The organism is Streptococcus thalassemiae (genome assembly GCF_903645285.1).
GTDB classification, from domain to species: Bacteria; Bacillota; Bacilli; order Lactobacillales; family Streptococcaceae; genus Streptococcus; species Streptococcus thalassemiae.
Genome location: NZ_CAHJXN010000003.1, coordinates 53,739 through 74,850 on the forward strand (window position 1 = coordinate 53,739; position 21,112 = coordinate 74,850).

The 21,112-nt window shown below is 40.2% G+C and carries 24 protein-coding genes; all 24 read left to right on the forward strand.

All coding sequences use genetic code 11. The features are described 5' to 3' along the window. The first annotated feature begins 135 nt into the window (after nucleotides 1-135). Entirely contained in the window at nucleotides 136-1,194 is a 1,059-nt protein-coding gene (locus tag HWX15_RS05395; protein ID WP_084886478.1) for a zinc-dependent alcohol dehydrogenase family protein, read from the forward strand. Between the two features lie 149 nt (nucleotides 1,195-1,343). Then, a complete protein-coding gene (locus HWX15_RS05400) occupies nucleotides 1,344-1,709 on the forward strand; it encodes a DUF1033 family protein (protein ID WP_045606653.1) in 366 nt (121 codons plus the stop codon). A gap of 74 nt (nucleotides 1,710-1,783) precedes the next feature. Then, complete coding sequence (comGA, locus tag HWX15_RS05405) at nucleotides 1,784-2,725, forward strand: competence type IV pilus ATPase ComGA (protein WP_175880483.1); 942 nt, start codon at nucleotides 1,784-1,786, stop codon at nucleotides 2,723-2,725. Next, nucleotides 2,673-3,689 (forward strand): competence type IV pilus assembly protein ComGB, encoded by a 1,017-nt coding sequence (comGB, locus tag HWX15_RS05410; protein WP_175880726.1) that lies wholly within the window; start codon nucleotides 2,673-2,675, stop codon nucleotides 3,687-3,689. The genes comGA and comGB overlap by 53 nt, the downstream gene beginning before the upstream one ends. Nucleotide 3,690: 1 nt before the next feature. Continuing rightward, complete coding sequence (comGC, locus tag HWX15_RS05415) at nucleotides 3,691-4,014, forward strand: competence type IV pilus major pilin ComGC (RefSeq protein WP_172925580.1); 324 nt, start codon at nucleotides 3,691-3,693, stop codon at nucleotides 4,012-4,014. Further along, a complete protein-coding gene (gene comGD / locus HWX15_RS05420) occupies nucleotides 3,977-4,411 on the forward strand; it encodes a competence type IV pilus minor pilin ComGD (protein WP_050142188.1) in 435 nt (144 codons plus the stop codon). Before comGC ends, comGD begins: the two co-directional genes overlap by 38 nt. After that, complete coding sequence (comGE, locus tag HWX15_RS05425) at nucleotides 4,374-4,676, forward strand: competence type IV pilus minor pilin ComGE (RefSeq protein WP_000413380.1); 303 nt, start codon at nucleotides 4,374-4,376, stop codon at nucleotides 4,674-4,676. The genes comGD and comGE overlap by 38 nt, the downstream gene beginning before the upstream one ends. Then, a complete protein-coding gene (gene comGF, locus HWX15_RS05430; RefSeq protein WP_175880484.1) occupies nucleotides 4,639-5,100 on the forward strand; it encodes a competence type IV pilus minor pilin ComGF in 462 nt (153 codons plus the stop codon). The genes comGE and comGF overlap by 38 nt, the downstream gene beginning before the upstream one ends. Continuing rightward, nucleotides 5,078-5,479: a competence type IV pilus minor pilin ComGG gene (gene comGG, locus HWX15_RS05435; protein ID WP_175880485.1), complete on the forward strand. Its 402-nt coding sequence runs from the start codon at nucleotides 5,078-5,080 to the stop codon at nucleotides 5,477-5,479. Before comGF ends, comGG begins: the two co-directional genes overlap by 23 nt. A 32-nt stretch (nucleotides 5,480-5,511) precedes the next feature. Next, nucleotides 5,512-6,099 carry a class I SAM-dependent methyltransferase gene (locus HWX15_RS05440; protein WP_175880486.1) on the forward strand — a complete coding sequence of 196 codons (588 nt, stop codon included), beginning with the start codon at nucleotides 5,512-5,514 and terminating at the stop codon, nucleotides 6,097-6,099. Between the two features lie 60 nt (nucleotides 6,100-6,159). Next, nucleotides 6,160-7,113, forward strand: a complete 954-nt coding sequence (locus HWX15_RS05445) for a class I SAM-dependent methyltransferase (RefSeq protein ID WP_175880487.1) — start codon at nucleotides 6,160-6,162, stop codon at nucleotides 7,111-7,113. A gap of 50 nt (nucleotides 7,114-7,163) precedes the next feature. After that, a complete protein-coding gene (locus HWX15_RS05450; protein WP_175880488.1) occupies nucleotides 7,164-8,354 on the forward strand; it encodes an acetate kinase in 1,191 nt (396 codons plus the stop codon). 148 nt (nucleotides 8,355-8,502) lie between these two features. Beyond that, on the forward strand, nucleotides 8,503-8,874 hold the full coding sequence (gene rnpA / locus HWX15_RS05455; protein WP_000739245.1) for a ribonuclease P protein component: 372 nt from the start codon (nucleotides 8,503-8,505) through the stop codon (nucleotides 8,872-8,874). Next, complete coding sequence (locus HWX15_RS05460; protein WP_217703784.1) at nucleotides 8,849-9,673, forward strand: membrane protein insertase YidC; 825 nt, start codon at nucleotides 8,849-8,851, stop codon at nucleotides 9,671-9,673. The genes rnpA and HWX15_RS05460 overlap by 26 nt, the downstream gene beginning before the upstream one ends. Nucleotides 9,674-9,690: 17 nt before the next feature. Continuing rightward, nucleotides 9,691-10,677 (forward strand): RNA-binding cell elongation regulator Jag/EloR, encoded by a 987-nt coding sequence (gene jag / locus HWX15_RS05465; protein WP_173262330.1) that lies wholly within the window; start codon nucleotides 9,691-9,693, stop codon nucleotides 10,675-10,677. A gap of 50 nt (nucleotides 10,678-10,727) precedes the next feature. Beyond that, nucleotides 10,728-11,351 carry a ribonuclease P gene (locus tag HWX15_RS05470; protein ID WP_175880490.1) on the forward strand — a complete coding sequence of 208 codons (624 nt, stop codon included), beginning with the start codon at nucleotides 10,728-10,730 and terminating at the stop codon, nucleotides 11,349-11,351. A gap of 115 nt (nucleotides 11,352-11,466) precedes the next feature. Beyond that, nucleotides 11,467-13,443, forward strand: coding sequence for a transketolase (tkt, locus tag HWX15_RS05475; protein ID WP_175880491.1), 1,977 nt, complete (start codon nucleotides 11,467-11,469; stop codon nucleotides 13,441-13,443). A gap of 116 nt (nucleotides 13,444-13,559) precedes the next feature. Then, complete coding sequence (gene yajC / locus HWX15_RS05480; protein WP_001069287.1) at nucleotides 13,560-13,859, forward strand: preprotein translocase subunit YajC; 300 nt, start codon at nucleotides 13,560-13,562, stop codon at nucleotides 13,857-13,859. Between the two features lie 46 nt (nucleotides 13,860-13,905). Continuing rightward, on the forward strand, nucleotides 13,906-14,349 hold the full coding sequence (locus HWX15_RS05485) for a low molecular weight protein-tyrosine-phosphatase (protein ID WP_050142213.1): 444 nt from the start codon (nucleotides 13,906-13,908) through the stop codon (nucleotides 14,347-14,349). Then, the gene (locus HWX15_RS05490) at nucleotides 14,336-14,746 is read left to right on the forward strand and encodes an MORN repeat-containing protein (RefSeq protein WP_000429315.1); all 411 of its coding nucleotides are present in this window, start codon (nucleotides 14,336-14,338) and stop codon (nucleotides 14,744-14,746) included. Before HWX15_RS05485 ends, HWX15_RS05490 begins: the two co-directional genes overlap by 14 nt. A 299-nt stretch (nucleotides 14,747-15,045) precedes the next feature. Further along, the gene (adhE, locus tag HWX15_RS05495; RefSeq protein ID WP_175880492.1) at nucleotides 15,046-17,697 is read left to right on the forward strand and encodes a bifunctional acetaldehyde-CoA/alcohol dehydrogenase; all 2,652 of its coding nucleotides are present in this window, start codon (nucleotides 15,046-15,048) and stop codon (nucleotides 17,695-17,697) included. A gap of 131 nt (nucleotides 17,698-17,828) precedes the next feature. After that, a complete protein-coding gene (locus tag HWX15_RS05500) occupies nucleotides 17,829-18,740 on the forward strand; it encodes an XRE family transcriptional regulator (protein ID WP_175880493.1) in 912 nt (303 codons plus the stop codon). Nucleotides 18,741-19,056: 316 nt separating this feature from the next. After that, complete coding sequence (locus HWX15_RS05505; RefSeq protein WP_175880494.1) at nucleotides 19,057-19,740, forward strand: ABC transporter ATP-binding protein; 684 nt, start codon at nucleotides 19,057-19,059, stop codon at nucleotides 19,738-19,740. After that, the gene (locus HWX15_RS05510) at nucleotides 19,709-21,010 is read left to right on the forward strand and encodes an ABC transporter permease (protein ID WP_175880495.1); all 1,302 of its coding nucleotides are present in this window, start codon (nucleotides 19,709-19,711) and stop codon (nucleotides 21,008-21,010) included. Before HWX15_RS05505 ends, HWX15_RS05510 begins: the two co-directional genes overlap by 32 nt. Nucleotides 21,011-21,112: the final 102 nt, after the last annotated feature.

The window sequence follows — 21,112 nt, forward strand, 5'->3', positions numbered from 1 at the left end:
TTCTGCTTTTTTATCTGTATTGCTTTACCAGTAAATAAAAAAGTTAGAAAAATCACAAAAAAACTTGAACAAACAATTGAAAAGGCTTACAATTATATTATAAATAGTACAAATAAAAAAACGGAGGATTGCTTTATGAAAGCCTATACTTATGTTAAACCAGGACTTGCTTCTTTTGTTGACGTTGACAAACCAGTTATTCGCAAGCCAACAGACGCTATTGTGCGTATCGTAAAAACCACTATTTGTGGAACAGACCTCCATATCATTAAAGGAGATGTTCCTGCTTGTCAAAGTGGTACCATTCTTGGCCACGAAGGAATTGGGATTGTTGAAGAAGTTGGAGAAGGAGTTTCTAACTTCAAAAAAGGCGACAAGGTCTTGATTTCTTGTGTCTGTGCCTGTGGTAAATGCTACTACTGTAAAAAAGGAATTTATGCCCACTGTGAAGACGAAGGGGGCTGGATTTTCGGTCACTTGATTGATGGTATGCAGGCTGAATATTTACGTGTCCCTCATGCAGATAACACTCTTTACCATACTCCAGAAGACTTGTCAGATGAAGCCTTGGTTATGCTATCAGACATTTTGCCTACTGGGTATGAAATTGGTGTCTTGAAAGGAAAAGTAGAACCTGGTTGTAGCGTAGCCATTATCGGTTCAGGTCCAGTTGGATTGGCTGCTCTATTGACAGCTCAATTCTATTCACCAGCTAAATTGATTATGGTAGACCTAGACGATAACCGCTTGGAAACTGCTGTATCATTTGGTGCGACTCACAAGATTAATTCTTCAGACCCTGAAAAAGCCATTAAAGAAATTTATGATTTGACAGATGGTCGTGGTGTGGATGTCGCTATCGAAGCTGTTGGTATTCCTGCAACATTTGATTTCTGTCAAAAGATTATCGGTGTAGACGGAACAGTTGCCAACTGTGGTGTGCATGGTAAACCAGTTGAATTTGATTTAGACAAACTTTGGATTCGCAACATCAATGTAACAACTGGTTTGGTATCTACAAATACCACTCCACAATTGTTGAAAGCACTTGAAAGTCATAAGATTGAACCAGAAAAATTGGTAACTCATTATTTCAAACTAAGTGAAATTGAAAAAGCCTATGAAGTCTTCGGTAAGGCAGCAGACCACCATGCCATTAAGGTCATTATCGAAAACGATATCTCAGAAGCTTAAGTCGTAAAAATATTTTTGAACATGAGCAAATAGAAATTCAGTCATCATAAGATGGCTGGATTTTTTATCAAGAAATTAAGAAATGAGCATATTTCTTTCCTTGTTTGTCTGAATTGGTTATAATATACGGTACAAAGGAATGAATGAATATGTATCGTGTTATAGAAATGTACGGAGATTTTGAACCTTGGTGGTTCTTAGAAGGTTGGGAAGAAGATATTGTAGCTAGTAAGAAATTTGACCAGTATTATGATGCTCTCAAATACTACAAAACTTGCTGGTTTAAATTAGAACAAGAATCCCCTCTTTATAAAAGCAGAAGTGACTTGATGACCATTTTTTGGGATCCAGAAGACCAACGCTGGTGCGATGAATGTGATGAGTATTTACAACAATACCATTCGTTGGCTCTTTTGCAGGATGAGCAGGTTATTCCAGATGAAAAACTACGCCCAGGCTATGAAAAACAAACAGGTAAGGAAAGGCACCGTTCTTGCCGTATGAAATTAAAATAGAGAAAAGTAACTTTTTGGAGTTGCTTTTTTTATTTTTCCAAATCTTTGCGAATAGTATAGGTGAGGAGGTAAGTATGGTTCAAGAAATTGCACAAGAAATCATTCGTTCGGCCCGGAAAAAAGGGGCGCAGGATATTTATTTTGTCCCTAAGTTAGACGCCTATGAGCTTCATATGAGGGTAGGAGACGAGCGCTGTAAAATCGGTTGTTATGATTTTGAAAAGTTTGCGGCTGTCATCAGTCACTTTAAGTTTGTGGCGGGTATGAATGTTGGAGAAAAGCGACGTAGTCAACTTGGTTCCTGTGATTATGCATATGACGATAAGATGGCGTCACTACGTTTATCTACCGTAGGCGATTATCGAGGTCATGAGAGTTTGGTGATCCGTTTGTTGCATGATGAGGAGCAGGATTTGCATTTTTGGTTTCAGAATATTGACGAATTGGGCAAGCAGTATAGACAACGGGGGCTTTATCTTTTTGCTGGCCCAGTCGGCAGTGGCAAGACGACCCTGATGCACGAATTGGCCAAGTCTCTCTTTAAGGGGCAACAAGTTATGTCTATTGAAGATCCAGTCGAAATCAAGCAGGACGACATGCTCCAGTTGCAGTTGAATGAGGCGATTGGGCTTACCTATGAAAATCTAATCAAACTTTCTTTGCGTCATCGTCCTGATCTCTTGATTATCGGAGAAATTCGGGACAGCGAGACGGCGCGTGCAGTGGTCAGAGCTAGTTTGACAGGTGCGACAGTCTTTTCAACCATTCATGCCAAGAGTATTCGAGGTGTTTATGAGCGCTTGCTGGAGTTGGGTGTTAGTGAGGAGGAATTAGCAGTCGTTCTGCAAGGTGTCTGCTACCAGAGATTGATCGGGGGAGGAGGAATTGTTGATTTTGCAAACAAAGACTATCAAGAACACCAGCCAACTAGCTGGAATGAACAGATTGACCAGCTTCTTAAAGATGGACATATCACAAGTCTTCAGGCTGAGACGGAAAAAATTAGCTACAGCTAAGCAAAAAAATATCATCACCCTGTTTAACAGTCTCTTTTCCAGCGGTTTTCATCTGGTGGAGACCATCTCCTTTTTAGATAGGAGTGCCTTGTTGAACAAGCAGTGTGTGACCCAGATGCGCACGGGCTTGTCTCAGGGAAAATCATTCTCAGAAATGATGGAAAGTTTGGGCTTTTCAAGTGCTATTGTCACCCAGTTATCCCTAGCAGAAGTCCATGGGAATCTTCACCTGAGTTTGGGAAAGATAGAAGAATATCTGGACAATCTGGCCAAGGTCAAGAAAAAGTTAATTGAAGTAGCGACCTATCCCTTGATTTTACTGGGATTTCTTCTCTTAATCATGCTGGGACTCCGTAACTATCTATTACCACAACTGGATAGTAGCAATATCGCTACCCAAATTATTGGCAATCTGCCACAAATTTTTCTAGGAATGGTAGGGTTTGTTTCCGTGCTTGCCCTTTTAGCACACACTTTTTATAAAAGAAGTTCTAAGATGCGCGTCTTTTCTATTTTGGCACGGATTCCTTTCCTTGGAATCTTTGTGCAGACCTATTTGACAGCCTATTATGCGCGTGAGTGGGGGAATATGATTTCGCAGGGAATGGAGTTGACGCAGATTTTTCACATGATGCAGGAACAAGGTTCCCAGCTCTTTAAAGAAATCGGTCAAGACTTGGCTCAGTCCCTACAAAATGGTCGCGAATTTTCTCAAACCATAGCAACCTATCCTTTCTTTAAGAAGGAGTTGAGTCTCATCATCGAGTATGGGGAAGTCAAGTCCAAGCTGGGTAGTGAGTTGGAAATTTATGCTGAAAAAACTTGGGAAGCCTTTTTTACCCGAATTAACCGCACCATGAATTTAGTGCAGCCACTGGTTTTTATCTTTGTGGCACTGATTATCGTTTTACTTTATGCGGCAATGCTCATGCCCATGTATCAAAATATGGAGGTAAATTTTTAAAATGAAAAAAATGATGACATTCTTGAAAAAAGCTAAGGTTAAAGCTTTTACACTTGTGGAGATGTTGGTGGTCTTGCTCATCATCAGCGTGCTTCTCTTGCTCTTTGTACCTAATCTGACCAAGCAAAAAGAGGCGGTCAATGACAAAGGAAAAGCTGCTGTTGTTAAGGTGGTGGAAAGTCAGGCAGAGCTTTATAGTTTAGATAAAAATGAAGAGGCTACTCTAAGCAAATTACAAGCAGATGATCGCATCACAGAAGAACAGGCTAAAGCTTATAAAGAATACCATGCTAAACAAAATACCAGTCAAACCGTTGCAGATTAAGGCCTTTACCATGCTGGAAAGTCTATTGGTTTTGGGGCTTGTGAGTATCCTTGCCTTGGGCTTGTCCGGCTCTGTCCAGTCCACTTTTGCGGCGGTAGAGGAGCAGATTTTCTTTATGGAATTTGAAGAACTCTATCGGGAAACTCAAAAACACAGTGTAGCCAGTCAGCAAAAGACTAGTCTGAACTTAGATGGGCAGACGATTAGCAATGGCAGTCAAAAGCTGACAGTTCCTAAAGGAATTCAGGCGCCATCAGGACAAAGTATCACATTTGACCGTGCTGGGGGCAATTCGTCCCTGGCTAAGGTTGAATTTCAGACAAGTAAAGGAGCGATTCGCTATCAATTATATCTAGGAAATGGAAAAATTAAACGCATTAAGGAAACAAAAAATTAGGGCAGTGATTTTACTGGAAGCAGTGGTTGCTTTAGCTATCTTTGCCAGCATTGCGACCCTCCTTTTGGGACAAATTCAGAAAAATAGACAAGAAGAAGCAAAAATCTTGCAAAAGGAAGAAGTCTTGAGAGTAGCTAAGATGGCCTTGCAGACAGGTCAAAATCAGGTAAACATAAATGGAGTTGAGATTCAGGTGTTTTCTAGTGAAAAAGGATTGGAGGTCTACCATGGTTCAGAACAGTTGTTGGCTATCAAAGAGCCATAAGGTCAAGGCTTTCACTTTGTTGGAATCCCTGATTGCCCTCATTGTCATCAGTGGAAGTTTACTTCTCTTTCAAGCTATGAGTCAGCTTCTCATTTCAGAAGTTCGCTACCAGCAACAAAGCGAGCAAAAGGAGTGGCTCTTGTTTGTGGACCAGTTGGAGGCAGAATTAGACCGTTCGCAGTTCGAAAAAGTGGAGGGCAATCGCCTCTATATGAAGCAGGATGGCAAGGATATCTCTATTGGTAAGTCAAAATCGGATGATTTTCGGAAAACTGATGCCAGTGGACGAGGTTATCAGCCTATGGTTTATGGACTCAAATCTGCACAGATTACAGAGGACAATCAACTGGTTCGCTTTCGTTTTCAGTTTCAAAAAGGCTTAGAAAGGGAGTTCATCTATCGTGTGGAAAAAGAAAAAAGTTAAGGCAGGTGTTCTCCTCTATGCAGTCACCATGGCAGCCATCTTTAGTCTTTTGTTACAATTTTACTTGAACCGACAAGTCGCCCACTATCAAGACTATGCTTTGAATAAAGAAAAGCTGGTCGCTTTTGCCATGGCCAAACGAACCAAAGATAAGGTTGATAAGGAAACTGGGGAACAGGTCTTTAATCTGGGTCAGGTGAGTTATCAAAACAAGAAAACAAGCTTGGTGACGACGGTTCATACGCCTAAGAGCCAATATGAATTTATCTTTCCTTCCATCAAAATCAAAGAAGAGAAAAAGGATAACAAGGAGGAGATAGTGACCGATCCAAGCGAAAAAGCAGAGAAGAAAAAATCAGAAAAGAAAGAGAATTCCTAGCCAATCAAACTACTTTGTGCTAAACTAAAAATATGAAACATGATTTTAACCACAAAGCAGAAACTTTTGATTCGCCTAAAAATATCTTCCTTGCAAATTTGGTATGTCAAGCAGTCGAGAAACAGATTGATCTTCTATCAGACAAAGAAATTTTGGATTTCGGTGGAGGGACGGGCCTGTTAACCTTGCCCCTAGCCAAGCAGGCCAAGTCTGTAACATTGGTGGATATTTCGGAGAAAATGCTGGAGCAAGCTCGTTTGAAAGCGGAGCAGCAAGACATCAAGAATATCCAGTTTTTGGAGCAAGATTTACTGGAAAACCCCTTGGAGAAAGAGTTTGATCTCATTGTTGTTTGTCGTGTTCTTCATCATATGCCTGATTTGGATGCGGCTCTCTCACTGTTTCATCAACATCTGAGAGAAAACGGACAACTTTTACTTGCTGATTTTACCAAGACAGAAGCTAACCATCATGGATTTGATTTAGCTGAACTGGAAAACAAGCTAATTCAGCACGGTTTTTCATCTGTGCATAGTCAGATTCTCTATAGTGCTGAAGACCTGTTTCAAGGAAATTACTCAGAACTCTTTTTAACAGTAGCCCAAAAATCACTCGCCTAGTCAGGGAGTGATTTTTCTATAAGGATGGAAAAAAGAAGGGAAATTTGATAAGATAGGAATATGGATTTTGAAAAAATTGAACAAGCTTATACCTATTTACTAGAGAATGTCCAAGTCATCCAAAGTGATTTGGCGACCAACTTTTATGACGCCTTGGTGGAGCAAAATAGCATCTATCTGGACGGTGAAACTGAGCTAGAGCAGGTCAAAGGGAACAATCAAGCTCTTAAGCGTTTAGCGCTTCGCAAAGAAGAATGGCTCAAGACCTACCAATTTCTCTTGATGAAGGCTGGGCAAACAGAACCCTTGCAGGCCAATCACCAGTTTACGCCAGATGCCATTGCTTTGCTTTTGGTGTTTATTGTGGAAGAGTTGTTTAAAGAAGAGGAAATCACTATCCTCGAAATGGGTTCCGGGATGGGAATTCTAGGTGCTACTTTCTTGACCTCGCTTGATAAAAAGGTGGATTACTTGGGAATGGAAGTGGATGATTTGCTGATTGATTTGGCGGCTAGTATGGCAGATGTAATTGGTTTGCAGGCTGGCTTTGTCCAAGGAGATGCAGTTCGTCCACAAATGCTCAAAGAAAGCGATGTGGTTATCAGCGACTTGCCTGTCGGCTATTATCCTGATGACGCCGTTGCGTCGCGCCATCAAGTTGCTTCTAGTCAAGAACATACTTATGCTCATCACTTGCTCATAGAACAAGGACTTAAGTACCTCAAGTCAGATGGATACGCTATTTTTCTCGCTCCGAGTGATTTGTTGACCAGTCCTCAAAGTGATTTGTTAAAGGGGTGGTTGAAAGAGGATGCAAGTCTGGTTGCTATGATTAGTTTGCCTGAAAATCTCTTTGCCAATGCTAAACAATCTAAGACTATTTTTATCCTAAAGAAGAAAAGTGAAATAGTAGTGGAGCCTTTTGTTTATCCACTTGCTAGCTTGCAAGATGCAAGTGTTTTGATGAAATTTAAAGAAAATTTTCAAAAATGGACTCAAGGTACTGAAATATAAAATAGATTTTGTTATAATAGATGAAAACGCTTAAAAAGGGGTATCATGTTATGACAAAAACAATTGCAATCAATGCAGGAAGTTCAAGTTTGAAATGGCAATTATACTTAATGCCAGAAGAAAGAGTATTGGCGAAAGGTTTGATTGAACGTATCGGTTTGAAAGATTCAATTTCAACTGTAAAATTTGATGGCCGTTCTGAACAACAAATTTTGGATATCGAAAATCACACACAAGCTGTTAAAATCTTATTGGATGACTTGATTCGTTTCGACATTATCAAGGCTTATGACGAGATTACTGGTGTTGGACACCGTGTTGTTGCCGGTGGAGAATATTTCAAAGAATCAACAGTCGTTGAGGGAGATGTTTTAGAAAAAGTTGAAGAGTTGAGCTTGTTGGCTCCTCTCCACAATCCAGCCAATGCAGCAGGTGTTCGTGCCTTCAAGGAATTGTTGCCAGACATTACCAGTGTAGTTGTGTTTGATACTTCATTCCACACAAGTATGCCAGAGAAAGCTTATCGCTACCCTCTACCAACAAAATATTACACAGAAAACAAGGTTCGCAAATATGGTGCCCACGGGACAAGTCACCAGTTTGTAGCAGGAGAAGCTGCAAAACTCTTGGGACGTCCATTAGAAGACTTGAAGTTGATTACCTGTCATATTGGTAACGGAGGCTCAATTACAGCTGTGAAAGCTGGTAAGTCTGTCGACACTTCTATGGGCTTCACTCCTCTGGGTGGTATTATGATGGGAACTCGTACAGGGGACATTGATCCAGCTATCATTCCTTACTTAATGCAATATACAGATGATTTTAACACACCAGAAGATATTAGTCGTGTTCTGAATCGTGAATCAGGTCTTTTGGGAGTTTCTGCTAATTCTAGCGATATGCGCGATATAGAAGCAGCTGTAGCAGAAGGGAATCACGACGCTAGCTTGGCTTATGAAATGTATGTTGACCGTATCCAAAAACATATCGGTCAGTACCTTGCAGTGCTAAATGGAGCAGATGCCATTGTTTTCACAGCAGGTGTCGGTGAAAATGCAGCGAATTTCCGACGTGATGTAATCTCAGGAATTTCGTGGTTTGGTTGTGATGTTGATGATGAAAAGAATGTCTTTGGTGTGACAGGAGACATCTCAACAGATGAAGCGAAAATCCGTGTTTTGGTTATTCCAACTGATGAAGAATTGGTCATTGCCCGTGACGTTGAACGCTTGAAAAAATAAGTAAAACTAGAAAAAATATTTAGGACAAGGAGTTGGGAAAGAGATTTTCCGGCTCCTTTTTCTGATGAAATTGTCCAAAACCTTGCTATGATTGGCTTTTTTGAAAAATATGGTATAATAGTAGTAATTTAATAGATGGAGTTGAGTTTTGAAGAAAAACTTTCGTGTAAAAAGAGAGAAAGATTTTAAGGCGATTTTCAAGGAGGGGACAAGTTTTGCCAATCGCAAATTTGTTGTCTACCAATTAGAAAACCAGAAAAACCATTTTCGAGTAGGTCTATCAGTTAGCAAAAAACTGGGGAATGCCGTCACTAGAAATCAAATCAAGCGACGGATTAGACATATTATCCAGAATGCAAAAGGGAGTCTGGTAGAAGATGTCGACTTTGTTGTCATTGCTCGAAAAGGAGTCGAAACCTTGGGATACGCAGAGATGGAGAAAAATCTACTCCACGTATTAAAATTATCAAAGATTTACCAGGAAGGAAATGGGAGTGAAAAAGAAACTACAGTTGACTAGTTTGCTAGGACTGTCCCTATTTATCATGACAGCCTGTGCGACTAATGGGACAACTAGCGATATTACAGCCAATTCGGCTGATTTTTGGAGTAAATTTGTTTACTTCTTTGCGGAAATCATTCGCTTTTTATCGTTTGATATCAGTATCGGAGTGGGGATTATTCTCTTTACGGTCTTGATTCGTACAGTCCTCTTGCCAGTCTTTCAAGTGCAAATGGTGGCTTCTAGAAAAATGCAAGAAGCTCAACCACGCATTAAGGCGCTTCGAGAACAATATCCAGGTCGAGATATGGAAAGCAAAACCAAGCTAGAGCAAGAAATGCGTAAAGTCTTTAAGGAAATGGGTGTCAGACAGTCAGATTCTCTTTGGCCGATTTTGATTCAGATGCCGGTTATTTTAGCCTTGTTCCAAGCTCTCTCAAGAGTTGACTTTTTGAAGACAGGTCATTTCTTATGGATTAACCTTGGTGGTGTAGATACAACCCTTGTTCTCCCGATTTTAGCAGCAGTATTCACCTTTTTAAGTACTTGGTTGTCCAATAAAGCCTTGTCTGAGCGTAACGGAGCTACAACTGCGATGATGTATGGGATTCCAGTCTTGATCTTTGTTTTTGGAGTCTATGCTCCGAGCGGAGTCGCTCTCTACTGGGCAGTGTCCAATGCTTACCAAGTCTTGCAAACCTATTTCTTGAACAATCCATTCAAGATTATCGCAGAGCGCGAGGCTCTAGTACAGGCACAGAAAGATTTGGAAAATAGAAAAAGAAAAGCCAAGAAAAAGGCTCAGAAAACGAAATAATAAGGAGGAATCTGGTAATGGTAGTATTTACAGGTTCAACTGTTGAAGAAGCAATCCAAAAAGGATTGAAGGAATTAGATATTCCAAGGAAGAAGGCACATATTAAAGTCATTTCTCGTGAGAAAAAAGGATTTCTTGGTTTATTTGGTAAAAAACCAGCCCAAGTAGATATTGAAGCGATTAGTGAAACGACTGTTGTCAAAGCAAATCAACAAGCTGTAAAGGGAGTTCCAAAACAAATCAATGATTTGAATGAGCCTGTTAAAACAGTCAGTGAAGCAACTGTTGATTTGGGTCATGTTGTAGAAGCAATTAAAAAGATTGAAGAGGAAGGTCAAGGTATTTCTGATGAAGTCAAGGCTGAAATCTTAAAACATGAAAGACATGCCAGCACTATCTTAGAAGAAACTGGCCACATTGAGATTTTAAATGAACTTCAAATCGAGGAAGCGATGAGGGAAGAAGCGGGCGCTGATGACCTTGAAACTGAGCAAGACCAAACTGAAAATCAAGACTTGACAGAGATGGGCTTGAAAGTTGAACCGAGCTTTGATATTGCTCAGGTGGCTACGGATGTGACTGCCTATGTTCAAGCGATTGTGGATGACATGGATGTTGAAGCCACACTTTCAAATGATTATAACCGTCGTAGCATCAATTTGCAAATTGATACTAACGAACCAGGTCGTATTATCGGCTACCATGGTAAAGTCTTGAAGGCCTTGCAACTGTTGGCTCAAAATTATCTTTACAACCGCTATTCCAGAACCTTCTACGTTACAATCAATGTCAATGATTATGTCGAACACCGTGCAGAAGTTTTGCAGACCTATGCGCAAAAATTGGCGACTCGTGTTTTAGACGAAGGGCGTAGTCATCAAACAGATCCCATGTCGAATAGTGAACGCAAGATTATCCACCGTATTATTTCACGTATGGATGGCGTGACTAGTTATTCTGAGGGTGATGAGCCAAATCGCTATGTCGTTGTAGATACAGAATAAACAAAATCAGGCTTGACCTGATTTTTTGCTAGCTAGAGGAGATTAAACAGATGTTGAATAAGTTAAGAGATTATTTAGACTTTGCAGGGATCCAGTACCGTAATCCTGATAAAGCGGGAGCAGAGCGAGAGAAAATGCTGGAATTGCGCCACAAAGGCCAAGAGGCTCGAAAGGCTTTTACAGAACTGGCTAAAGTCTTTCAGGCAAATCATCCAGAATGGCAACTTCAACAGACTAGCCAGTGGATGAACCAAGCGCAGCGTTTGCGACCACATTTTTGGGTTTATCTACAGAGAGACGGACAAGTGACAGAGCCTATGCTAGCCTTACGTTTGTACGGGAATTCTTCTGATTTTGGTATTTCCTTAGAAGTTAGTCTTATCGAGCGCAAGAAAGATGAGCAAACCTTGGAGCAACAAGCCAAAGTTTTAGAAATTCCAACCGTTGAAGGAATTTATTATCTAGCCTACTCCGATGGTCAAAGTCAACGGTGGGAGGCGAACGAAGAAAATCGTCGTACTTTAGTCGAGAAGATAGGCAGCCAAGAAATCCGAAAAGTGTTAGTTAAGGCAGATGTTTCTTTTATAGAAAATCAATCATTAGAAGTGATTTTAGAAAAATTAGAAGAAGCTTATGAACGCTTACTTCCCTACTATCAGGCGACCAGAGGGTAGCAAATAGAATACTTATTTACGTCGAATTGTTTAATTGCTATTCTATGTATTTTTTCATATAATAGTAAAATAGAATGTGTGATACAATAATCACCTCAAATAGAAAGGAAATTCTATGTCAAATCTATCTGTTAATGCAATTCGTTTCCTAGGTATTGACGCTATCAACAAAGCCAACTCAGGTCACCCAGGTGTGGTTATGGGAGCAGCTTCGATGGCTTACAGCCTCTTTACAAAACAACTTCGTATCAATCCAGCTCAACCAAACTGGATTAACCGCGACCGTTTCATTCTTTCAGCTGGTCATGGTTCAATGCTCCTTTATGCCCTTCTTCACCTTTCTGGTTTTGAAGATGTTAGTATGGATGAGATCAAGAGCTTCCGTCAATGGGGTTCAAAAACACCAGGTCACCCAGAATTTGGCCATACAGCAGGGATTGATGCTACGACAGGTCCTCTAGGTCAAGGGATTTCAACTGCCACTGGTTTTGCCCAAGCAGAACGTTTCTTGGCAGCTAAATATAACCGTGAAGGTTACAATATCTTTGACCACTATACTTACGTTATCTGTGGAGACGGAGACTTGATGGAAGGTGTCTCAAGTGAGGCAGCTTCATACGCAGGCTTGCAAAAACTAGATAAGTTGGTTGTCCTTTATGATTCAAATGACATCAACTTGGATGGTGAGACAAAAGATTCCTTTACAGAAAGTGTTCGTGACCGTTACAATGCCTACGGTTGGCATACAGCCTTGGTTGAAGATGGGACAGACTTGGAAGCTATCCATGCAGCTATCGAAACAGCTAAAGCTTCAGGCAAACCATCTTTGATTGAAGTGAAGACTGTTATTGGATACGGTTCTCCAAACAAACAGGGAACTAATGCCGTACACGGTGCTCCTCTTGGAGCAGATGAAACTGCAGCAACTCGTCAAGCCCTTGGTTGGGACTACGAACCATTTGAAATCCCAGAACAAGTATATGCTGATTTCAAAGAACATGTTGCAGACCGTGGTGCATCAGCTTATGAAGCATGGGCAAAACTAGTCGCAGATTACAAAGAAGCGTATCCAGAATTGGCTGCAGAAGTGGAAGCAATTATTGATGGACGCGATCCAGTTGAAGTGACTCCAGCAGACTTCCCAGCTTTAGAAAATGGTTTCTCTCAAGCAACTCGTAATTCAAGCCAAGATGCCTTGAATGTTGTGGCAGCTAAGTTACCAACCTTCCTAGGTGGATCAGCCGACCTAGCTCACTCAAACATGACTTATATCAAGACTGACGGACTTCAAGACGATGCCAATCGCTTGAACCGTAACATTCAGTTTGGTGTTCGTGAATTTGCAATGGGAACTATCTTGAACGGGATGGCCCTTCACGGTGGACTTCGTGTATATGGTGGAACTTTCTTCGTCTTCTCTGACTATGTGAAGGCAGCTGTTCGCTTGTCAGCCTTACAAGGTCTTCCTGTGACTTATGTCTTTACCCACGATTCTATTGCGGTAGGGGAAGACGGTCCAACGCACGAACCAGTTGAACACTTAGCCGGCCTTCGTGCTATGCCAAATCTAAATGTTTTTCGTCCAGCAGATGCGCGTGAAACGCAAGCAGCTTGGTACCTTGCAGTGACAAGTGAGAAAACACCAACTGCCCTTGTCTTGACCCGTCAAAACTTGATTGTCGAAGAGGGAACAGACTTCGACAAGGTTGCTAAAGGTGCCTATGTTGTCTATGAAAATGCAGCAGACTTTGATACAATCTTGATTGCAACAGGTTCAGAGGTCAATCTTGCTGTCTCGGCTGCCAAAGAATTGGCTAGTCAAGGTGAAAAAGTCCGCGTAGTCAGCATGCCATCTACAGATGTCTTTGATAAACAAGATGCAGCATACAAGGAAGAAATTCTTCCAAATGCAGTTCGCCGTCGTGTTGCAGTCGAAATGGGTGCAACTCAAAACTGGTACAAATACGTTGGTCTCGATGGTGCCGTTCTCGGTATTGATACCTTCGGAGCCTCTGCACCAGCACCAAAAGTATTGGCAGAATATGGCTTTACTGTAGAAAATCTTGTGAAAGTTGTTCAAAACTTGAAATAATTCTAAAAATCAGGGCGCGAGCTCTGGTTTTTCTTACTAGAAAAGCAAGGTACAATCTTGTAAAAGTAGCTGAAATTTGATATAGTAGTCCTATGTAAAAGACAAAGGAGAAGACAATGAATCCAAATTATACATTTTTAATCATGCTAGCCCTTATGGTGGGCTTGATGTTCTTTACGCAACGCTCTCAAAAGAAACAAGCACAAAAGCGTATGGAAAGCTTGAATAAACTACAAAAAGGCTATGAAGTGATTACAATCGGTGGACTTTATGGAACAGTCGATGAAGTAGATACGGAGAAGGGAACAATTGTTCTTGACGTAGATGGAGTTTACTTGACTTTTGAACTAGCTGCTATCAAGACAGTATTACCGCTGAAAGAAACAGCTTCACTAGAAGGCGCAATTGAAAAATAAGACGGGATCACGAACTCCCGTTTTTCTATAAAAGAAAGGAAATGGGATGAAAAAATTAGTCTTTGTCTGTCTGGGAAATATTTGCCGTAGTCCTATGGCCGAGTTTGTTATGAAATCAATGACAGATAATTACGAAATCCAAAGTCGAGCGACTTCCTCTTGGGAACATGGCAATCCGATTCATAAGGGGACTCAGGGAATTTTTCAACAGTATGAGATTCCTTACGACAAAGGCAAAACATCGCTTCAGATTAGTAAGGAAGATTTTGAAGCCTTTGATTATATTATCGGCATGGACGCTTCAAATGTTTCTGACTTACGTCAGATGTGTCCAGCAGACTGTCAAGATAAGATTTACTCATTCGCATCAGAAAGTGTTCCAGACCCTTGGTATACAGGAGATTTTGAGGAAACCTATCGACGTGTTCAAGAGGGTTGTCAAACTTGGCTAGAACGTTTAGAAAAGGAGAGTGAAGATGGAAAATCTTAAGAATTTTTACGAAAAGTACCGTGTCTATCTGACTCGTCCACGTTTAGAGCTTTTAGCAGTAGTTGCCATTGTTTTCTGTGCTCTACTCGTCTTTTTTCTAAATATTCCTGGAAAAGGTGTTTTAAAGCTTGATAATGGAACCATTGTTTACGACGGCAGTCTTGTACGTGGTAAAATGAATGGACAAGGTACCATTACTTTCCAAAATGGAGACCAATATACAGGTGGTTTCAACAATGGAGCCTTCAACGGAAAAGGTACCTTTCAATCCAAAGAAGGCTGGACCTACGAAGGTGATTTTGTAAATGGTCAGGCTGAAGGAAAAGGAAAACTAACAACAGAACAAGAAGTCGTTTATGAAGGGACTTTTAAACAAGGCGTTTTTCAACAAAAATAAAGCCTCCTTATCAAAGGAGGTATTGTTAGAATGTTTAAGTAAGCGCTTACCTGCAAATCCCTTTCTTTCCAAGATTCTCTTCCAAATGAGTTTGTGAAATAAAAAATATTTGAAATAAATTTCACAAACTTTAAAGAAAAAGCTTGCTAAGAAAAGAAAATAACAAACATTTCACAAGGTGCTAAAAATTCTTTGTGAAATGTTTATGAAATTGTTTACAAAGTTGAAATAATGCGTTATAATAAACTTGTGAAAAAATTAACAAAGGATGTCAATCCTTGAAAGCTATGGAGGAAAATATGGCTGATAAAAAAACTGTGACACCAGAAGAAAAGAAACTCGCTGCTGAAAAGCATGTCGACGGCTTGGTGCAAAAAGCTCTAGTTGCCCTTGAGGAAATGCGTAAATTGGATCAAGAGCAAGTTGACTACATCGTAGCTAAAGCGTCAGTGGCAGCTTTGGATGCCCACGGAGAATTGGCTATACATGCCTATGAAGAAACAGGACGTGGTGTATTTGAAGATAAAGCAACTAAGAACTTGTTTGCTTGTGAACACGTAGTAAACAACATGCGTCACACTAAGACAGTTGGCGTTATCGAAGAAGACGATGTAACAGGTTTGACTCTTATCGCAGAACCAGTTGGTGTTGTCTGTGGTATCACTCCAACAACAAACCCAACATCAACAGCAATCTTCAAATCATTGATTTCATTGAAGACACGTAACCCAATCGTCTTTGCTTTCCATCCATCAGCACAAGAATCATCTGCTCATGCAGCTCGTATCGTTCGCGATGCAGCTATCGCAGCTGGAGCTCCTGAAAACTGCGTACAATGGATTACTCAACCATCTATGGAAGCAACAAGTGCCCTTATGAACCACGAAGGTGTTGCGACAATCCTTGCAACTGGTGGTAATGCCATGGTTAAAGCCGCATACTCATGTGGTAAACCAGCTCTTGGGGTAGGTGCCGGTAACGTTCCAGCTTATGTTGAAAAATCAGCTAACATCCGCCAAGCTGCACACGATATCGTCATGTCTAAATCATTTGATAACGGTATGGTCTGTGCATCTGAACAAGCGGTTATCATTGACAAAGAAATCTACGATGAATTTGTAGCAGAGTTCAAATCTTACCACACTTACTTTGTAAACAAAAAAGAAAAAGCTCTTCTTGAAGAATTCTGCTTCGGCGTGAAAGCAAACAGCAAAAACTGTGCTGGTGCGAAATTGAACGCTGACATCGTTGGTAAACCAGCAACTTGGATTGCAGAGCAAGCAGGATTTACAGTTCCAGAAGGAACAAACATTCTTGCCGCAGAATGTAAAGAAGTTGGTGAAAACGAGCCATTGACCCGTGAAAAATTGTCACCAGTTATCGCAGTTTTGAAATCTGAAAGCCGTGAAGATGGTATTACTAAGGCTCGTCAAATGGTTGAATTTAACGGTCTTGGACACTCAGCAGCTATCCACACAGCTGACGAAGAATTGACTAAAGAATTTGGTAAAGCTGTTAAAGCTATTCGTGTTATCTGTAACTCACCTTCTACTTTCGGTGGTATCGGGGACGTTTACAATGCCTTCTTGCCATCATTGACACTTGGATGTGGTTCTTACGGACGCAACTCAGTTGGGGATAACGTTAGTGCCATTAACCTCTTGAATATCAAAAAAGTCGGAAGACGGAGAAATAACATGCAATGGATGAAACTTCCTTCAAAAACATACTTTGAACGTGATTCAATTCAATACCTTCAAAAATGTCGTGACGTTGAACGTGTCATGATCGTTACTGACCATGCCATGGTAGAGCTTGGCTTCCTTGATCGTATCATCGAACAACTTGATCTTCGTCGCAATAAGGTTGTTTACCAAATCTTTGCTGATGTAGAACCAGATCCAGATATCACAACTGTAAACCGTGGTACTGAGATTATGCGTGCCTTCAAACCAGATACAATCATCGCTCTTGGTGGTGGCTCGCCAATGGATGCTGCAAAAGTAATGTGGCTCTTCTACGAACAACCAGAAGTAGACTTCCGTGACCTTGTTCAAAAATTCATGGATATCCGTAAACGTGCCTTCAAATTCCCATTGCTTGGTAAGAAGACTAAATTCATCGCAATCCCAACAACATCTGGTACAGGATCTGAAGTAACACCATTTGCCGTTATCTCTGATAAAGCAAATAACCGTAAATACCCAATCGCCGACTACTCATTGACACCAACTGTGGCAATCGTAGACCCTGCCTTGGTATTGACAGTTCCTGGATTTGTTGCTGCGGACACTGGTATGGACGTATTGACCCACGCGACTGAAGCTTACGTATCACAAATGGCTAGCGACTACACTGACGGTCTTGCACTTCAAGCCATCAAACTTGTATTCGAAAATCTTGAAAGCTCAGTTAAGAATGCAGACTTCCACTCACGTGAGAAAATGCATAACGCTTCAACAATCGCTGGTATGGCCTTTGCCAATGCCTTCCTAGGTATTTCTCACTCAATGGCCCATAAGATTGGTGCGCAATTCCACACAATCCACGGTCGTACAAATGCAATCTTGCTTCCATACGTCATCCGCTACAACGGTACACGTCCAGCTAAGACAGCAACATGGCCTAAGTACAACTACTACCGTGCAGATGAAAAATACCAAGATATCGCACGCATGCTTGGACTTCCAGCTTCTACTCCAGAAGAAGGTGTGGAATCTTACGCAAAAGCTGTCTACGAACTTGGTGAGCGCGTAGGTATCCAAATGAACTTCAAAGCACAAGGAATTGATGAAAAAGAATGGAAAGAACATTCTCGTGAATTGGCCTTCCTTGCTTACGAAGATCAATGTTCACCAGCTAACCCACGTCTTCCAATGGTTGACCACATGCAAGAAATCATCGAAGATTCTTACTATGGTTACAAAGAAAGACCAGGACGTCGTAAATAATCGTTTATCAGCCTAGAGGCAGGAATTTCCTGTCTCTTTTTTGTAATTCTATTTGAAAAATGGTATAATCATCGCATATATTTATTTGAAAATCAAATCTTTTATAATCATGCGAGGGAGAAATGTAAGAGATGAATGAGCTAGGGGAAAAGGTACGAATCCTTAGAGAGGAGAAAGGACTTAGTCGTCCAGTTTTTTGCGGGGATGAGTCTGAATTATCAGTCCGTCAGTTGGTGCGGATAGAAAAAGGAGAATTTCGTCCGACTATAAAAACACTAGAATATATTGCAGAACGATTAGAAATTCCATCCTATGTCTTGATGCCAGATTATAAGGAATTACCCAAGCGTTACCAAGAATTAAAGTACTTTCTTTTACATCATCCTGACTATGGAGACAAGGAGTTGCAGGAACAAAAGGAAGAATATTTCGATGAGATTTTTGAAAATTTTTATGATGATTTGCCACGTGATGAGAAGATGATAGTGGATTGTCTTCAAGCAATAGATGAAGTGAGAGCGACGGATAATGAACAGTATGGAATAGCGCTTTTAGATGAATCTTTTGAGGAACTTTGGAACCAAAGAGAATTTTCCTTTTCAGACCTTTTAAAAATTAGATTGTATTTTTTGTGTAGTTATTTAGAAAATATAAAAAAAGGACAGTTATCTATTAGCGAGCAGACAAAACTTCAATCAATGTTTCAAAAAGTGTGTAATAACGTAGAAAATAGCGGTACGGACGATTTATTTCTTGTTCGTGATGTGTTATTTGCAGGGCTGGGAAGTTGTGAATTATTGAATGATTTAGAGTTATTTAAGTTAGCTGTGGAAAAACTGAATTGGATTTCTGAAAAAACACGAGATTTTCAAAAACAACCGATTGTCTTGATGGTGGAGTGGAAATATTATATTCAGACGGATTATGAAACAGCCAAACAAAAGTATGAAGAAGCAAAAATGATGGCGAGGATGTTTGGCAATGAGAAGTTAATCGTTAGTTTAGATAATGAATGGAGCGAAGACTTAGAAAGGTATTGTTAAATGCTTTATAGGAGTGACATTTCTGTCATTGAGAGAATGCCGCTTTTTTGTTACAATGAATTTTATACTCAATGAAAATCAAAGAGCAAACTAGGAAACTAGCCGCAGGCTGTACTTGAGTACGGCAAGGCGACGTTGACGTGGTTTGAATTTGATTTTCGAAGAGTATTACTTGATATACATCCAGAAGCAAACTAGGCAATAGAGAGAAAATTCTAAGCAGTGGGTTCATAGTGGCAATCAGTGCTGATGTAGCTTGAAGGATTTTCTATAAGTGTGATGTATGACGATAACAGTTTTAAATAAGGGGGAAAGAATGTCCATTTTATCCATTAAAAATATTTCAAAGTTTTACGCCTTGGACGGTAAACATCAAGAGCAGGCTTTAAAGAATATAAACCTGCAGATTGCAAAAGGTAAAATTACAGCGATTTACGGGCCGTCAGGCTGTGGCAAAACCAGTCTACTAAACATCATCAGCGGTTTAGACAGACAATATGAAGGAGGTTTAGAGTTTAAAGGGGAATCCCTCCGTGACTTATCAGAGATTGAACTAACTCAATTTCGTAAAGATAAGATTGGATTTGTGTTTCAAAACTTTAACCTTATTCCTCATCAGTCTGTTTTGGACAATGTAAAACTACCTCTCTATGTCAAAGATTTATCTGACAGGGAGATGACAATGATTGCAAAGGAGCAATTAAGTAACTTAGGCATGGAGCCTTTTGTAGCTAAAAATGTTAAACAACTTTCTGGTGGGCAAAAGCAACGTGTAGCAATCGCGCGTGCACTGGTAAATCAGCCTGATATGATTGTAGCAGATGAGCCAACAGGTTCGCTGGATTCTCAATCTCAAGAAATGGTATTGGAAGTATTTAAAAACTTAGCCCAAACAGGGAAAACAGTATTGATCGTAACCCATAATCCAGAGGTTGCCGAATATGCAGATGTGATTATCAAAATGAAGGATGGTGAAGTCGTTGAAGAAGTCAAAAAATAAAGGATTATCATTGAAAAACAAATTCAAACTTTCTTTAAATAACTTTATGGAAAGAAAGTGGCGTAATCTATTGATTGCGCTAGCAACCTCAATCGGTTTTGTAGGAGTCTTAATTTCTTTCGGCTTGGGAAATGCATTGATTTCGATGATTGATGAAAATACGAATGGAGGTCAAATCCCTTCTCAAGTTCAGATTGCTTTAAACACAGAGAATGCTGGACGAGGCTTTTTGAACCAAGATGATAAGAACTATATCACGGATACAGTTGGAAAAGAAGCTATTAAATATTTGGAGAGTCCTTTTGGGATGATCATGTCAAATATTACTATAGATGGGCAAGAAATGGATCTGAGTCAAACGATGCCTTCTTATGCTCAAGTAGTGAGTCTATATGAGGATACAAGTATCTCTGTTAGTAGTAATGAGACGGACAAAGTGTTGGCTGGCTCCCTCTATACTGATGCAAATGAACAGGGCTTGACGATTCCAATCAGTTTACTAAAAAATTGGAATGAACAGACAGGAAACAATCTGACAGCTAGTGATGTTATTGGCAAATCAGTCTCAGCCAGCATTGTAGAAAATGATGCTGAAGCTAGCAAGACTGCTCAATTTCAAACAAAGATTGTACGTGTAATCAATGATGAAGATGACTTGGAGGACAGCAACAGTTTCATGCCGTCTCATCAAATGGAAACGATTTTGAAAGAGGCTGGATTTACAAAAGCTGTATCTTATTTTATCTTGGAACTCAAAGATCCGTCACAGACGAAAACGGTAACAGAAGAATTGCAGAAAAATAAGAAGTATACTGTTCTTTCTCAACAGAAGGTTCTTGATATTGTGATTACTTTTATTCGTGTCATTCAGGGATTGTTGATTGTACTTTCATCACAAGCTATTGTGGTAGCAGCGGTCATGATTGGTATCATTATTTACATCAATATCATGCAACGTTCTAAGGAAATAGGTGTCATGAAGGCAGTTGGTTATCAAAATCGTGATGTCAAAGGAATTTTTATTTACGAGGCTATCTGGATTGTAGGAATCGCCTTGCTGCTGGCATTTTTGGTTGCACAAGGGGTGGGAAGTTTGGCGAATGCGATTGTAAGTCACTTTTACCCATCCATCACGAAGGTTTTTGAATTAAATTTGTTATCTGTTTTAGGAACTCTAGCTTTCGCTCTCTTGCTTGGTTATGTCTCAGCCTACTTCCCAGCACGTAAAATTAGTAAAATGGATCCTGTAGAATCGCTACGATATGAATAGTAAGGGATTACTTGATTTACAGTTTAAAAAAGAAACTAACATAGAAAAACAATGCCCGTACTTGCAATTAAACTTAAATAGTTATATAATAGGTTTGTTGAA

Bases quoted from the DNA above. Each gene is read 5' to 3' on its own strand.
- HWX15_RS05445 (WP_175880487.1), top strand. From the start codon at position 6,160: ATGGATTTTGAAAAAATTGAACAAGCTTATACCTATTTACTAGAGAAT.
- HWX15_RS05510 (WP_175880495.1), top strand. From the start codon at position 19,709: ATGGTGAAGTCGTTGAAGAAGTCAAAAAATAAAGGATTATCATTGAAA.
- HWX15_RS05440 (WP_175880486.1), top strand. From the start codon at position 5,512: ATGAAACATGATTTTAACCACAAAGCAGAAACTTTTGATTCGCCTAAA.
- jag (WP_173262330.1), top strand. From the start codon at position 9,691: ATGGTAGTATTTACAGGTTCAACTGTTGAAGAAGCAATCCAAAAAGGA.
- HWX15_RS05485 (WP_050142213.1), top strand. From the start codon at position 13,906: ATGAAAAAATTAGTCTTTGTCTGTCTGGGAAATATTTGCCGTAGTCCT.
- adhE (WP_175880492.1), top strand. From the start codon at position 15,046: ATGGCTGATAAAAAAACTGTGACACCAGAAGAAAAGAAACTCGCTGCT.
- comGE (WP_000413380.1), top strand. From the start codon at position 4,374: ATGGAAAAATTAAACGCATTAAGGAAACAAAAAATTAGGGCAGTGATT.
- comGC (WP_172925580.1), top strand. From the start codon at position 3,691: ATGAAAAAAATGATGACATTCTTGAAAAAAGCTAAGGTTAAAGCTTTT.
- HWX15_RS05470 (WP_175880490.1), top strand. From the start codon at position 10,728: ATGTTGAATAAGTTAAGAGATTATTTAGACTTTGCAGGGATCCAGTAC.
- HWX15_RS05450 (WP_175880488.1), top strand. From the start codon at position 7,164: ATGACAAAAACAATTGCAATCAATGCAGGAAGTTCAAGTTTGAAATGG.
- comGA (WP_175880483.1), top strand. From the start codon at position 1,784: ATGGTTCAAGAAATTGCACAAGAAATCATTCGTTCGGCCCGGAAAAAA.
- comGB (WP_175880726.1), top strand. From the start codon at position 2,673: ATGGACATATCACAAGTCTTCAGGCTGAGACGGAAAAAATTAGCTACA.
- yajC (WP_001069287.1), top strand. From the start codon at position 13,560: ATGAATCCAAATTATACATTTTTAATCATGCTAGCCCTTATGGTGGGC.
- HWX15_RS05490 (WP_000429315.1), top strand. From the start codon at position 14,336: ATGGAAAATCTTAAGAATTTTTACGAAAAGTACCGTGTCTATCTGACT.
- HWX15_RS05505 (WP_175880494.1), top strand. From the start codon at position 19,057: ATGTCCATTTTATCCATTAAAAATATTTCAAAGTTTTACGCCTTGGAC.
- HWX15_RS05395 (WP_084886478.1), top strand. From the start codon at position 136: ATGAAAGCCTATACTTATGTTAAACCAGGACTTGCTTCTTTTGTTGAC.
- HWX15_RS05500 (WP_175880493.1), top strand. From the start codon at position 17,829: ATGAATGAGCTAGGGGAAAAGGTACGAATCCTTAGAGAGGAGAAAGGA.
- tkt (WP_175880491.1), top strand. From the start codon at position 11,467: ATGTCAAATCTATCTGTTAATGCAATTCGTTTCCTAGGTATTGACGCT.
- HWX15_RS05400 (WP_045606653.1), top strand. From the start codon at position 1,344: ATGTATCGTGTTATAGAAATGTACGGAGATTTTGAACCTTGGTGGTTC.
- comGD (WP_050142188.1), top strand. From the start codon at position 3,977: ATGCTAAACAAAATACCAGTCAAACCGTTGCAGATTAAGGCCTTTACC.
- comGF (WP_175880484.1), top strand. From the start codon at position 4,639: ATGGTTCAGAACAGTTGTTGGCTATCAAAGAGCCATAAGGTCAAGGCT.